11 protein-coding genes are annotated in these 14,482 nt (G+C 56.7%); 8 read left to right on the top strand and 3 right to left on the bottom strand.

Annotated features, from left to right (window positions below; genetic code table 11):
- The first annotated feature begins 299 nt into the window (after positions 1-299).
- Positions 300-1,448 carry a DUF2971 domain-containing protein gene (locus U8U01_RS16005; RefSeq protein WP_322176422.1) on the top strand — a complete coding sequence of 383 codons (1,149 nt, stop codon included), beginning with the start codon at positions 300-302 and terminating at the stop codon, positions 1,446-1,448.
- Between the two features lie 544 nt (positions 1,449-1,992).
- Here U8U01_RS16005 and U8U01_RS16000 read toward each other — a convergent pair.
- From U8U01_RS16000 to U8U01_RS15990, 3 genes are all read right to left on the bottom strand, one after another.
- Complete coding sequence (locus tag U8U01_RS16000) at positions 1,993-2,811, bottom strand: TrmH family RNA methyltransferase (protein ID WP_322176419.1); 819 nt, start codon at positions 2,809-2,811, stop codon at positions 1,993-1,995.
- 413 nt (positions 2,812-3,224) lie between these two features.
- Positions 3,225-4,835: a mannitol dehydrogenase family protein gene (locus U8U01_RS15995; RefSeq protein WP_322176416.1), complete on the bottom strand. Its 1,611-nt coding sequence runs from the start codon at positions 4,833-4,835 to the stop codon at positions 3,225-3,227.
- Complete coding sequence (locus U8U01_RS15990) at positions 4,832-5,914, bottom strand: mannonate dehydratase (protein WP_322176413.1); 1,083 nt, start codon at positions 5,912-5,914, stop codon at positions 4,832-4,834. The genes U8U01_RS15995 and U8U01_RS15990 overlap by 4 nt, the downstream gene beginning before the upstream one ends.
- A gap of 542 nt (positions 5,915-6,456) precedes the next feature.
- Here U8U01_RS15990 and htpG point away from each other — a divergent pair.
- The 7 genes from htpG (at position 6,457) to U8U01_RS15955 (ending at position 13,764) form a co-directional block, all read left to right on the top strand.
- Complete coding sequence (gene htpG, locus U8U01_RS15985; protein ID WP_322176411.1) at positions 6,457-8,352, top strand: molecular chaperone HtpG; 1,896 nt, start codon at positions 6,457-6,459, stop codon at positions 8,350-8,352.
- 49 nt (positions 8,353-8,401) lie between these two features.
- The gene (locus U8U01_RS15980; RefSeq protein ID WP_322176408.1) at positions 8,402-8,884 is read left to right on the top strand and encodes an HD domain-containing protein; all 483 of its coding nucleotides are present in this window, start codon (positions 8,402-8,404) and stop codon (positions 8,882-8,884) included.
- A gap of 265 nt (positions 8,885-9,149) precedes the next feature.
- Positions 9,150-9,551, top strand: a complete 402-nt coding sequence (locus tag U8U01_RS15975) for a GtrA family protein (RefSeq protein ID WP_322176406.1) — start codon at positions 9,150-9,152, stop codon at positions 9,549-9,551.
- 49 nt (positions 9,552-9,600) lie between these two features.
- Positions 9,601-10,779, top strand: coding sequence for an LCP family protein (locus tag U8U01_RS15970; protein ID WP_322176403.1), 1,179 nt, complete (start codon positions 9,601-9,603; stop codon positions 10,777-10,779).
- A gap of 102 nt (positions 10,780-10,881) precedes the next feature.
- A complete protein-coding gene (locus U8U01_RS15965; protein ID WP_322176400.1) occupies positions 10,882-11,169 on the top strand; it encodes a VOC family protein in 288 nt (95 codons plus the stop codon).
- A gap of 463 nt (positions 11,170-11,632) precedes the next feature.
- Positions 11,633-12,799: an LCP family protein gene (locus U8U01_RS15960; protein ID WP_322176397.1), complete on the top strand. Its 1,167-nt coding sequence runs from the start codon at positions 11,633-11,635 to the stop codon at positions 12,797-12,799.
- 35 nt (positions 12,800-12,834) lie between these two features.
- Positions 12,835-13,764, top strand: a complete 930-nt coding sequence (locus U8U01_RS15955) for a sugar phosphate nucleotidyltransferase (protein WP_322176395.1) — start codon at positions 12,835-12,837, stop codon at positions 13,762-13,764.
- The last annotated feature ends 718 nt before the right edge of the window (positions 13,765-14,482 follow it).

Raw genomic sequence — 14,482 nt, 5'->3', positions numbered from 1 at the left:
GATGAGACTGTCACCAAGACAGCCTTCAACGCCGCATTCGAGCGGACGTGTATCTCCCGCTACTTAGGACGGCAACTCTCTCCGGCCTCTTGGCAGTGTACCGCCGTCCAATCGGCGATGGGCGGCTGGTGTTCACCTTCCAGAATGGGATGGAGATTGAGGTATAACTGACAGGAACACACATGGCCCGCTGACTCATTTGGAGTTGGCGGGCCTTTTTGTGTTGCACACCATTTAAGTCAATGGTATAATGCAAATATACACTTTGTGTATAGAAATCCAACAACGGAGATTATCATATGGATATACCTAATTTGATAGCTAATTTTCAGCAGCTTGCTCCAGAATTTGCATCCTCATACTGTATTGTAAATGGAGCAATCATGAATCTTAATGAAATACAGAACATGGGCTATGATGAGTTCTCTTTTCGTTCAAAAATCAATATGCCACTACGACTTTATCGATATTACCCTAACAAAAAGGACATAGATAAAGAAAATGGCGAAGAAATCAATTACTCCATCCAAGCATTGGAGCATAATACAGTTTTCCTTCAAAGTCCAACTGCATTTGACGATGTATATGATTCGGATATTAATATTGACTATCCTGCGTATGAACATCTGCGATTGATTGAATATTGTAAAAGATGTGGAATAGAAGTTAATTCAGATCAACCAAGCCAGGCAATTGGAGATGCTTTAGTGAAGGCATTATGGGAGCATTATATTGCAAATGGCAACCTTAACAATGTATTTACAAAAACGCCAGACTCAGAAATTGAGCAACTGACGAATCAGATTTTTGAGCAAAAAATTCTCATAGAATTATGCAACACCCATGATTTCGGCTTAGCTCTATCAAAAGCATTACAAGATGAATATTCAGATTACATCTCTCAACTAAAAAATACTTTTCGGACTGTTTGCTTTGCCACAACACCATATTCACAACTTATGTGGGGTGGTGCATATGCTAATTTCCACAATGGTTTTTGTGTTGAATACACCGTATTGCCTAACGATGAAACTTATAAAGAAGTGTACTACAATTTATTCCCTATGATTTATTGTAAGGTTCGTCCGAATATGACTCTACGGCTTGTTGCTGCAAAGGATAAGGGTATGACAAAAGAAACCCTATGGGATATATATTCTCATGGCGTTTTACGAAAAAGTATCGATTGGGCATTTCAAAATGAATGGCGATTACTGCTTCCTTTGCGTAGTAAGAACGTAGCGGATTACAATGTAAAATTTTTCCCTATCTCAAAAGTCTATCTGGGTAACCGAATGGTTCCAGAGGAAAGAAGAAAAATAATAGATATTTGCCACAGCAAGAACATTCCGTATATTGGCGTAAAAAGAAGTCCTTCAGTTTTTGAGATGCAAGATTGTGAAATCAGATGTGAGGATTGCCCGCAATATGTAAATTCAAAGAAATGATGCTACATATGTTTTGCTTGGATCATTGGATCATACCCCTGATAAACAGTATTTAGGGACACACATTTGAACACTGCCAAAGGGTAATATGGACCTTACACCCCATTCTATTGAATCTGCACACCCTTTGGAACCGTCCTGCACACCCCCTCGCCACCTTACCCCGGACAACAAAAAAATCTGCACCCCCTATGCGGCAAGGGTGTGCATTTGTATCGGAATCACCAGCACTTTTCAACAAATACACCCCAAGAAACGGTTTACACGGCTGTTTCTTGGGGTTTTGCTTTGCCTGGAAGGGGGACTGGAGTATATGGCGCCCCTTCTATTAAGAAGAAACCGATAGCCCGCCTTTGGGTGCGGCTGCGGCAAGAGGTTCATGGTGCTATCCCGTTTTGGAGCGCACTTCCCATCAAACCGGGCAGGAACGGGTGCTGCCTGCCAGGAATTTGCCAAGTTAGGGTAGCATCAGCGGGCCCATAGGCGGTTCCTCACGGCTGGCGGGGGGCGCTGAACAGGCGGCTACCTACAGGCAGAACACCTCTCATTGCCGCGTCAGTTGATAGAAAGCCACGGCGCTGGCGGCGGCCACGTTCAGGGAGTCCACCCCGTTGGACATGGGGATGCGCACTGTGTAGTCGCATTGGGCGATGGTTTGGGGCGCTAAGCCGTCCCCCTCGGTGCCAAGCACGATGGCCAGGCGCTTTTCTTGTTTCAGGCGGGGGTCGGCGATGTCCAGGGAGTCCTCCCGCAAGGCCATGGCGGCAGTTTTGAACCCCAACGCCCCCAAAAAGGCCGTCCAACAGCCCTCTTCCGGCAGATAGGCCCAGGGCACCAAAAACACGTTGCCCATGCTGACCCGCAGGGCCCGCCGGTACAGGGGGTCGCTGCCCTGGGCAGTAAGCAACACAGCGTCGACGCCCAAAGCGGCGGCAGAGCGGAAGATGGCCCCCAGGTTGGTGGGGTTCATGACATTTTCCAGCACGGCCACCCGCCGGGCGTTTTGGCACACAGCCTCCGGGTTGGGTAGCGGGGGCCGCCGCAGGGCGCACAGCATCCCTCTGGTCAGGTGGAAACCGGTAAGCTGGCAGAGCACAGCCTCCTCGGCCACGAATACCGGCACAGGCCCGCAGCGCTGGATCAGGGGGCGGCCCTTGCCCAGGGCGTGCTTTTTCTCCATCAGGAAGGAAACTGGCACACAGCCGGCGTCCAGGGCCCGGCCAATGACAAGAGGGCTCTCCCCAATAAACAGGGCGTTTTGTGGGTCGGCCCGGTTTACCAACTGGTTTTCCGTAAGCCGGGCGTACACGTCCAACTCCGGCGCTCCAAAGTCCGTGATCTCAATCAGCCGCGTTTCATCCATGCTGACGCCGCCTTTCTATAACTAAAAATAAACTTGAAGTGGTGTTGGGCCTCCGGCGGCCAGGGGGCGGGTGTGCCCAAAACTAAGAGTTTATGACGAATTGTTGGCCTCCGGCGGTTTAGGGGCTTTGCCCCTAAAAACCCCACCACCTTTGAAAAGGTGGACCAAACTTTTACCATTTGGTGCCGGAGCCTTGCTTTTAAACTCTCCGCTTTGGACACTCCGCCAGGGGGCTCTGGCCTTGCCTGCCGGCTCAGCCGGTTGCCGAACGTGTGCCGCCGGCACACAGAAATCCCTTGAAAAAACCGTTATCGTTTGCGTTCTGGCTGGGGCCGCTAGGCCCGTGCGCCACTGCCGGGTGAGTTTGGTTGCGGGAAACCTGTTCTGCGCCGCGATACAGCAGGCAAAAAGCTTTATCCCAGCCAACTTTTCAAAGTGGCCCGGACAGCGCCGGGGCCGGCGAGCATTTGCCGCAGCATTTGGCCGGTTTTGGGGGCCAGCCCCGCCGCGCAGAGGTCTATGCCAAAGAGGGCGGTGTTGGAGAGGACGGGGGCCAAAGCCCCGTCGGGGGCACTGTCCGGCTGGCCGAACCGTACCCCTTGCAACTGGCTCTGGAGGGTTTCCAGCATGGGGTCAGCGCTACAAGACAGGGGGGCGCCGGTATCGTCTACCCCCAACAGGTAGCGTAGCCACCCGGCAATGGCCAGGGGGATGCCCACCAGTTCCCCGGCCTGGCCTTTGGCGGCGTAGCGCTTAACGGTTTCGCCAAACCGTACGGCCACCTTTTGGCTGGTGTCTGTGGCTATGCGCTGGGGAGTGTCGGGCAAAAAGGGGTTGGGCAAGCGCTCTTGCAGCACCTCCCGGAGGAAGGTTTCCGGCCGGAGGATGCCCGGATTCTCCACCACAGGCAGGCCCTCGCTATAGCCGATCCGCTCCACCAGGGCCCGCAAGTCCGGGTCGCCCATTTCGGCGGCAATGGTGGGGTACCCCAGCAGGCAGCCAAACACGGCCAGGGCCGTATGCAGGGGGTTGAGGCAGGTAGTTACCTTCATGCGTTCGGCCAGATCCACGGTTTCCCGGCTGGCCAGATAGGCCCCGGCCTGCTCCAGCGGCGGGCGGCCATGGGGGAAACGGTCCTCGATTACCAGATACTGGGGCCGCTCGGCATTGACAAAGGGCGCGATATATGTCCCCCTGCCCGTAACGGCGGGGGCCATATCCTCCACCCCCAGGGCGGAAAGGGCCGCCTCTACCGCCGGGGCAGGGCGGGGGGTGATCTTGTCGATCATGGTCCAGGGGAAGGAAACCTGCCCCTCGTCTTTGAGCCAGTCCACAAAGCCCTGGGGTACCAGCCCGCCGGCCAGCCAGCCCTCTGCCAGGGCCAGCACGCTTTCCCGCAGCTTTTCGCCGTTGTGGGAGCAGTTGTCCATACTGACCAGGGCGACAGGGGTGGCCCCGGCCTGCCAGCGGGCAAAGAGCAGGGCGGCGGTAAGGCCCATCATGTGGGGGCAAGGGCCGGGCCCGGCAGCCAGGCTGGCCTGCACGGCGGGGAGGAATTCCCCTTGCAGGTCCCGGAGGGCGTAGCCCTTTTCGGTGATGGTAAAGCTCACCATTTGCAGGCTGGGGCTCTGAAAGACCTCCACCAGCCGGGCCATGTCCTGGGGGTAAGCCTCCCCGGCCCGTAAGCCCTCGGCAAGGGAGGCTACCACGGTTTTGTCTATGCCGCCGTCTGCCAGCAAGGTGGCCAATAGGGCCAGGTTGTCATGGGGGGCATAAATTTGGGTGATGATGTCAAAGTCAAAGGCTTCGGCGGCGATGATCCCCGTTTCAGCCAGGCCCTGTTCCAGCAGGTTTTGCTGTAGCCGGGCGATGAACCCACGGAAAATGTTCCCGGCCCCAAAGTGCACCCACCGGGGGGATGCCGCTGTGGCGGCCCGCATTTTGCCTATATCAAAGCCCGGCAGGGTGATGCCCGCCGCCTGCCAGGGGGCGGGATTCTGGATGCCGTTTAAGGTGAGTTTCATGCGTTGCCCTCCGTTTTCTCCAGGGCCTCCCACAGGCCGTTCAGGTAGGCGGCGCCCAGAGCCCGGTCGTATAGGCCGTAGCCGGGGCGGCCCTTCTCCCCCCAGATCATCCGGCCGTGATCCGGGCGGATATAGGCGTCGGGGCAGGTGTCGTGGATGGCTTTCATGATGGCGAACATATCCAGATCGCCGGCGGCAGACAGGTGGGCGGCCTCCCGGAACCGGCGGTGCCCCAGGTGCTTGACGTTGCGCACGTGCAGGCAGCCCACCCGGCCCATCGCCCCAAAATGCCGGATAATGGTGGGAATGTCGTTTTCGGGGTCAGAGCCCAGGGAGCCGGTGCACAGGCACAGGCTGTGGGCGGGGGAGTCCCGCAGGGCCAGGATTTTGTCGAAACCGGCCTGGGAGTGGGCAATGCGGGGCAGGCCAAAAATAGGCCAGGCCGGGTCGTCGGGGTGCACGGCCATTACCACGCCGCACGCCTCGCAGGTGGGGATGATGCCGTCCAGGAAATACCGGTAGTTTTCCAACAGGCCCTCGTCTGTTACGGACTTGTAGCGCTCCAGGGTGGTTTCCAGTTGGGCCAGCCGGGCGGGCTCCCAGCCGGGCAGGGTAAAGCCGTTGGTGTTTTCTATGGTGCTGCGCACGATCTCCAGGGGCCCCATGCCGCCCAACTCGGCCTCGTCAAAGTACAGGCTGTTGGAGCCGTCCTCCGGGATCAGACGGGCCAGGTCGGTGCGCAGCCAGTCGAACACAGGCATAAAGTTGTACACAATGACCTTGACCCCGTATTTTGCCAGGCTGCGGATGCTTTGGCAGTAGTTTTCTATGTACCTGTCCCGGCTGGGTAGGCCCAGCTTAATGTCTTCGTGGACGTTGACGGATTCGATGACCTCGCACGCCAGCCCGGCGGCGTGGACCTCCTCCATGTAGGCCCGGACTTCCTCCTCTTCCCAGGCATCGCCGGCGGCTTTGTAGTCTAAAACGCCCATCAGGCCGCTGACGCCGGGAATCTGGCGGATCTGCTCCAGGGTGATGCTGTCGCTGGCGGAGCCGTACCAGCGGAACGTCATTTTCATGGCTGCTGACCTCCCAAAGGTTTTTCTTAGCTTGAGTATAGCACATCCTGGGAAAAACGTCCAGCCCCAAGGTCTTGGGGCACCGCCCCAAACCCCGCCACCTTTGAAAAGGTGGACGAAACTTTTGTGCCGCGCAAAGGCACGCGGTTGACGGTTTTGGGCTTATTGCCCGCGATTGCCTGCGATTTGGGCGGGTAAGACCTTGGGGCGCTGCCCCAAACCCCGCCACTTTTGAAAAAGTGGACAAAACTTTTTTGGTGGGGCCCGCCGGGGTTTTCGGGGGGATTTGCGGGGCCATCACCCACGGGGGGACGGGCGGTAGGTCTGGTTTTCTTTATTTTGGAAAGGGCGCCAGCAATGGGGGGATCTATGATAGGGGCAGTGGCCGAAGGGCAAAAAGCGGCGGGATGAACTTGCATACAGGCATCTTGAACATTCCCGCAAAACGTGCTATAATAAAAACAGAGTGTACCTAAAAAGCGGTACGGTACGGGCAAAATGGACCCATGAACGAAAGCGTAACAGAAAGGATGTTTTGCAAGATGGCCCTAAAACAATTCCAGGCAGAATCCAAACGGTTGATGGATCTGATGATCAACTCTATTTACACCCACAAGGAGATTTTTTTACGGGAACTGATCTCCAACGCCAGCGACGCCATAGACAAGCTTTACTACCAGGGGGCGGCAGGCCTGAACCGGGAGGACTTTTTCATCCGTATAGCCGCCGACAAGGAGGCGCGCACCCTGACCATTACCGACAATGGCATTGGCATGACCAAGGAGGAACTGGACAACAACCTGGGCGTGATCGCCAAAAGCGGCTCGTTGCAGTTTAAGCAGGAGAACCTGAAGGAGGGCGCCGGGGAGGCGCAGGACGTGGACATTATCGGCCAGTTCGGCGTAGGGTTCTACTCGGCGTTTATGGTCAGCAGCAAGGTGGTGGTAGAGAGCAAGGCCTTTGGCCAGGAGCAGGCCTGGGCCTGGATATCCCAGGGGCTGGACGGCTATGAGATCACCGAGAGCGACTGGGGCGAGCGGGGCACCCGCATCACCCTGACCATAAAACCCGACGGCGAGGGGGAGGACTACAGCGACTTTTTGGAGCAGTACCGCCTGAGCGGCCTGGTCAAGCGCTACTCGGACTACATCCGTTACCCCATCAAAATGGAAATGCAGAGAAGCCGCCTGAAGGAGGGCACCGGTACCGACGGCAAGGACCCGGAGTACGACACCTATTTTGAGGACGAAACCCTGAACTCTATGACGCCCATCTGGAAAAAGGCCAAGAGCGAGGTGACGGACGAGGAACTGAACGGGTTCTACAGGGAAAAGTTTATGGATTGGCAGGAGCCGCTGCGGGTCATCCGCACCGCCACCGAGGGCGCGGCTACCTACAATGCCTTGCTGTTCATCCCCAAAGCCGCCCCCTTTGACTACTATACCAGGGATTTTGAGAAGGGCTTGCAACTGTATGCCAGCGGCGTGCTGATTATGGAAAAATGCGCCGACCTGCTGCCGGATTGTTTCAGCTTTGTCAAGGGGCTGGTGGATTCCCAGGATTTGTCGCTGAATATCTCCAGGGAGATGTTGCAGCATGACCGGCAGTTAAAACTGATTGCCGGGCGGCTGGAGAAGAAGATCGCCGCCGAGTTGAAAGCCATGCTGCAAAACGACCGGGAGAAGTACGAGGCGTTCTGGAAAAGTTTCGGGCTACAGGTCAAGTACGGCGTGTATGAAAACTATGGCCAGAAAAAGGAAGAGCTGCAGGATCTGCTGCTGTTCGTAAGTTCGGCAGAGAAAAAACCGGTTACACTGGCTGAGTACACGGCTCGTATGAAAGAGGGCCAGGACTGCATATACTATGGCTGCGGCGAAACCGCCGAGCGCATCCTTGCCCTGCCCCAGGCCGAGGCGCTGGTGGAAAAGGGCTATGAACTGCTGTGCCTGACGGATAATGTGGATGAGTTCGCCCTAAAGATGTTGGATAAGTATGGGGAAAAGGGCTTTAAGAACATCACCGCCGAGGGGCTGGACCTGGAAACCGAGGAGGAGAAACAGCAGGCCCAGGCGCTGGCGGACGAGAATAAGGCCCTGCTGGACGCCATGAAAGAGGCCCTGGAGGGCAAGGTAGAGCAGGTAGCCCTGCGGGGCGGCCTAAAGAGCCATGCGGCCTGCATCAGCACCCAGGGGGGCCTTTCCAGCGAGATGGAGAAGGTGCTGAACGCCATGCCCGCCGGGGAGAAAGTCCACGCCAAACGGGTGCTGGAACTGAACCCGGATCACAGCGTATTCCAGAAACTGAAAACCTTGCAGGGGGATCAGGCGCAGTTGGCCCTGTACGCCCGGGTGCTGTACGGCCAGGCCCTGCTGCTGGAGGGTACCCCCTTGGAGGATCCGGCGGCCTTTGCCAAAGAGGTCTGCCAGATCATCAGTTGAGGGTGGGGTATACCCCGGTTTGCTATATTTTTGAAAGGGATGATGCAGCATGAGATACCAATGGGACCCCCAAAGCTTTTGGGGCTGCTACCAAGAGTTGACGGAAACATCCAACCTGGGCACAATGGCCGGGTACCCCCAGCACGGGAACACCTGCCGGCTGCTGCACAGCGTGGCGGTGGCCTATTACAGTTGCCGCATCGCGGCGTTTTTGCGACTGCGTTTCCATATGCGGGAGATGGCCCGGGGGGCCCTGTTCCACGACTACTTTTTCTATGACGCCCAGGACGGGGACCCGGCCCATAAAAAGCACTGGTCCCGGCACCCGGAGATTGCCTGGCGCAACGCGGCACGGGAACTGGAACTGACAGGCATTGAGGCAGATATCATCCGCACCCATATGTTCCCGCTGACCCTGCGCCCGCCCCGGTACCGGGAGGGCGCGGTGGTGACACTGGTGGATAAGGGCTGCTCGGTATACGAGTTCTTTAAGCGGAAAAGGCCCTACCCCCGGCTGGTAGGCAGGATATAGGCCCCCGGCAAGTGGACAGGGGATCCCGGCCTGCCGTATCTGCTGAAAGGCGGCGGGAGGATGGGCCCCCCGTTTGGCCGCCCACAGAAAAGCCCTGCCTGCTTTTTGAAAAGCGGCGGGGCAGGGGCACGGGGGCTTGACAGGGCTTGCAATTCGGGGGATTTTGCTGTATACTGTATGGGCCGCTAAATTCCAACTTTTAGGGCATACTATCCCTTTGGCACCGGTTTGCCCGGCGGCAGAGGGGAAATGGGAGGCGGAGCGCTTGCGGGCACTGCTTACAAAATACCGGGAGCTGATCCTGTACGTGTTTTTCGGGGTGCTGACCACCCTGGTGAACTGGGTCTGCTACTGGCTGCTGGCCGACGTGCTGCGGCTACACTACATGGGGGCCACTTTCCTGGCACAGGTACTGGCCATCCTGTTCGCCTATGTGACCAACCGCCGCTGGGTGTTTGAGAGCAAGGTCACCGGCCTGAAGGGTATTGCCGGGGAAATGGCCAAGTTCTTTGCCGCCAGGGGGGTGTCGCTGGTGATGGATATGCTGTTTATGTACGTGGGCGTAGACCTGCTGTGCATCAACGACAAGGCGGTGAAGGTGGTGTCCAGCGTGGCGGTGATTGTAGCGAACTACGTTTTCAGCAAGCTGTTTGTGTTCCGCAAATAGCGCCTGCCTTCCGATACAGAAGAGATAGCAGAACTCAGGAGGAGCCAATATGCCTGGCAGAACCAGAAAAACAGAACAAGAGGGGTTTGAGGACTTTTCCAGCTATTCCCCGGTAGAGAAAAAGAAACGCCGCAAGGGCCACCGGGGCCGGGCTGTGTTGCAGGTGATTGCAGCCTTTTTGTGCGTGGTTATGATCTTGTTTGGGGCGGGGTTGATCTACATATCCACCGACCTGATTGCGGAACTGACCACCACCAGCATCACCAAAGACCCCGCACGCCTGGGCTTTCACGAGAACGCGGTGGTAGACGACAGCGTGACGAACATTGCCCTGTTTGGCCTGGACGCCCGTTCCAGCGTGTTTGAGGGCCAGTCTGACGTAAACATGATTTTGACGGTGGACAACCGCCACGGGGCCATCAAGATGACCTCCATCCTTCGGGACAGCCTGGTGCGCATTGAGGGGGACAGCTTTTCCGAGGGTCACGTGGACTGGAACACCAAAATCAACGCCGCCTATGTGACCGGCGGGCCGGAATTGGCCATCCGTACCATCAACCAGAACTTCGGCCTGCGCATTGAGGACTATGTGACCATCAACTTTGTGAACATGGCCGCCATTGTGGACGCCTTTGGCGGGGTGGAGATGGAGGTGACGGCCGATGAGATCGAGGAGATCAACACCAACTTCTATAACCTCTCCAGGGAGGTGGAACGGCAGAAACAGATCGACATGGGCAATGGCACCTATGACGAGCTGAAATACCCCAATATATTGGATAGCGACTATATGCACGCCACCGCTGAGGTGGACACCTACTTGCTTAACGGCAACCAGGCGGTGTCCTATGGGCGTATCCGCAATATTGGCGACGACTTTGGCCGGGTAGAGCGCCAGCAGAAGGTGCTGACAGGCCTGATCCAGCGGGTCAAGCTGCTGAGCGTGACAGACTACCCCGCCCTGATCAAAAAGCTGATGCCCTACTGCGAAACCAACTTGGAGTTGGACGATATCCTGAAAATGGTGCCGATTCTGGCCACGGATATGACCGTACAGAAAATATCTGTGCCGGATATAAACTTTGAAACAGACCTACAGGATATTAACTATGACCTAGTGTATGACCTGGAACAGGCCTCTAAGCGCATTAGCGCCTTTATCTTTGAGGAGGGTTCGCCCTACTGGGATGAGTACAGCGGCCAGGAAGGGGAAGGGCAAACAGAATAGGGGGAATGGAAGGAGTATGGAAGGAAACCGGTACAGGTTATAACCACATATCTGGCGTTTTGAGAGGGCTGCTGCGAGGGGGCCGGCGCCCCGCCGGAGCAGGTGGGCAAGGTGATGCACGTGGAATTTACCCTGGGCAGCACCCGCCTGGCTGCAGGCGATACCTTTGATACCCAAGCAGTCAACACGGATATCCGGCTGATGGTGCACCTGGACAACCAGGAGGAGGCACGGCAGGCCCTGGATTTGCTGGCAAAGGGCGGGGAGGTTCTCTCTCCCTTGCACCCCCACCCGGCCCCCGATGACGGCGGCTGCGGCGCTTTGGTGCGGGACCGCTTTGGCTTTACCTGGATTATCACCTGCCCCAACCCGGCTAAGGCTGCTGTTTAGGGGTAAGGCCAGGACCTTGGGGCGCTGCCCCAAACCCCGCCACCTTTGAAAAGGTGGACGAAGCTTTTGTGCCGCGCAAAGGCACACGGTTGGTGGTTTTGGGGCGTATTGCCCGCGATTTGGGCTGGCGATTGCACTGAGTTTTACAATTATTGTTTTTGCTTGCGATAATTTTGGCGGAATTGTATAAAATGAGAGGCTTTGTGATTGCAAACGTTCTGTTTGGGTTATTTTAAGAAAAGATGTAGTATCACAAAGGGATGGGTTAAGGGGAACCCGGTGGAATGGGAAAAGGCGGAGGGACGCATAAAAGTCTTGGAAGATTCTTAAGAAACTTTCTACAGAAAGTTTCTTAAGCCGCCGGAGGCGACCTGAAAAGGGAAAGAGTCAGCATCACAAAGGGAAGGGCTAGGGGAACCCGGCGGAATGAGAAAAGGCGGAGGCGACCCGAAAAGGAAAGAAAATGGCACAAAAAGAGAGAGAGCGGCCCCGGCGGGAGCCGCTGAAAGACAACTATTATTATGATATGCCGCCGTTGCGGGAGTTTGAGGATATATCCAGTTACTCATCGGAAAAGCGGCGCAGCAACGACAAGGCGCGGATGGCCCGGCGGCCGGCCCGGCCTCCGCAGCCCCGGCGTGCCCGGCGGCGGATGGGGGCCGGGAAGAAAATTTTGCTGGTGCTGATACTACTGGTTGTGGCTGGTGTGGGGGTAACCGCCTATATGTTCATGGGGCTGCGCACCCACAGCCTGCAAGGGGATTTAGGTATCTACCAGGGGGCGCGGGTGGACGGGGTGAAGAACATCGCCCTGTTTGGGCTGGACTCGCGGGACTGGGAGAACCAAGGGCGCTCGGACGCGGTGATGGTGCTGTCACTGGACAGCCGCAACCATACGATGAAAATGGCCTCTTTGATGCGGGATTCCTACGTCTACATAGAGGGGTACGGCTACGACAAGCTGGCCCATGCCTATGCCTACGGGGGCCCGGAACTGGCCGTGCGCACCCTCAACCAGAACTTCCACCTGGATATTGAGGACTATGTGACGGTGAATTTCTACAAAATGGCGGAAATTGTGGACGCCTTTGGGGGCGTGGAACTGGAATTGACCGGCGAGGAGATGCTGGAGGTGAACCGCAACCTGTGGAACCTGAGCAAGGAGGTGGAACGGGATGGGGGACAGTCCGGGATAAAGTATGAGGACTACTTTGACGACCTGGACGGTACACATAATATGGTGGACGGAACCTATGCCGGGGGCAAGGTGTTGTTGAACGGCCACCAGGCAGTGGCTTACGCGCGGATACGGTATATTGACAGCGACGAGGGCCGCACCAGCCGCCAGCACCGGGTGCTGACCGGGCTGGTTGCCAGGGCCAAGCAGCGCAGCGTACTGGCCTGGCCGGGTATTGCCCACGGGATGATGCCCCACTGCGAAACCTCGCTGAACGCCATGGATATGGCGGCGTTGGTCCCCTTTGCCTTGGGGGGCTTTGAAACCCAGAGCATCACCCTGCCTGGGGAGAACGAGAACGCCTACGGGAGCAAGGACGAGGGCGGTAACTGGATATACTGCTTTGATGAGGATCTGGCACGGGCGCATTTGCACGGGTTTTTGTACGAATGACGGGAAAATCGGCAAAATGACTAGGAGTGTGGACTATGAGCGAACCTGTATTGGTAATTATGGCGGCAGGATTGGGCAGCCGGTACGGCGGCAACGGCCTGAAACAGATCGACCCGGTGGGCCCCTGCGGGGAACGTATCATCGACTTTTCCATGTATGACGCCTGGCGGGCCGGGTTCCGCAAGGTGATTTGCGTGATCAAACGGGAGATGCTGGAGGAGTTTCAGCGGGAGATTTCGGCGCCGGTTGCGGGTTTTATGGAGATTGTGTACGCTTTTCAGGAGATGGAGGACGTGCCGGCGGGGTCGGAGATCCCCGCGGGACGGGAAAAGCCCTGGGGGACCGGCCACGCCGCACTTGCCGGGGCCAGGCTGGCCGGGGACGCCCCCTATGCGGTGATTAATGCGGACGATTTTTACGGCCGGCGGGCCTATGAGCAGGTTTTCCGGTTTTTGAAGGAGCATGGGGACGGGATGGACCTGTGCATGGTGGGGTACCAGGTGGGGAATACCGTTACGGAAAACGGGACGGTTTCCCGCGGGGTGTGCGAAACCAGCGGCGGAATGCTGACAAAAGTGGTGGAACGTACCAAAATCTCTAAACTGGACGGAAAGAAAATTGGCTATACTGAGGATGAAGGGGAGAATTGGACCCTGCTGGCCCCGGATACGCCGGTTTCGATGCAGTTTTGGGGCTTTACGCCAGGGTTTACGGGGCCGCTGGAAGAGGAATTTGCCCGGTTTATGGCGGAAGATCTGGAGAAAAACCCCTTAAAAGGGGAGTTTTACCTGCCTTTTGCGGTTAATTCTATGCTGGAGCAGAAACGGGCGACCGTGCGGGTGCTGGAAACCGGGGATAAGTGGTACGGCGTGACCTACCGGGTGGACCGGCAGGGAGTGGCCGACGCGTTGGCCGCTTTGACCCAGCAGGGCGAATACCCAACACCTGTTTGGAAAAAGGGCTGAACCGCCGGTTTTACCACCTGTTTATGGGGGGATACTGCCGGGGTATTGGGCAGATAGTAAGCAGGTATTGGGCAGGTAATTGGCAGGTATTAGAGGGATTATAAAAGTTTTATTGTGTGATGTTTTGCTGTGTTATATAATAATTTGCATTGTTTTATGATTTTGGGCAGCCGCTTTGGAACCGGAAGGTTTGAAGGCGGCTGCTTTTGGCGTTTGGGGGGGCGTTTGGGAGGCGTTGGGGTGGAGGCGGATGGAGTAGCGAGATAGTGTAGCAGTGTGATAGCTTGAGAAAGTAGTTGGAAGTGAGGTGGGAGGACATTGGGCGGTGGATTGGTGTGGTGATGTAGTAGTGTGGGAAAGTTATAGACGGTGAGGTGGTGGAGTGGGACATCGGGAGGATGAGGAGCACGGTGACACGGTAGTGTAAGAAAGCGTTGGGTGGGGAGGTATCAGCAGGGAAAAAGAAGAGGTAATGTGGTAGCGTGGGAAAGTGGTGGGTGGTGAGATAAAGAGGTGGGGCATCGGCCGGAAAATCGGCGTGATGATGTGGTAGTTTGAGAAAGTACGGAACGAGGGAAGGAATCGACGGGGGAGGGTAAGGTGGCGTGGTAGTGTGGGAAAGCAGTTGACCGGCAGAAAAAGAAGAGGGGGAGTAGGAGGCGTGGGATTAAGGAGAGGGAGGGGGAGTCTGCGGGGAGGGGGGAGTTTTGGGGGTTCT

Origin of the sequence: Acutalibacter caecimuris (assembly GCF_034335085.1) — a bacterium.
Classification (GTDB): Bacteria; Bacillota; Clostridia; order Oscillospirales; family Acutalibacteraceae; genus Acutalibacter; species Acutalibacter caecimuris.
This window is presented reverse-complemented; position numbering and strand designations above follow the sequence as displayed.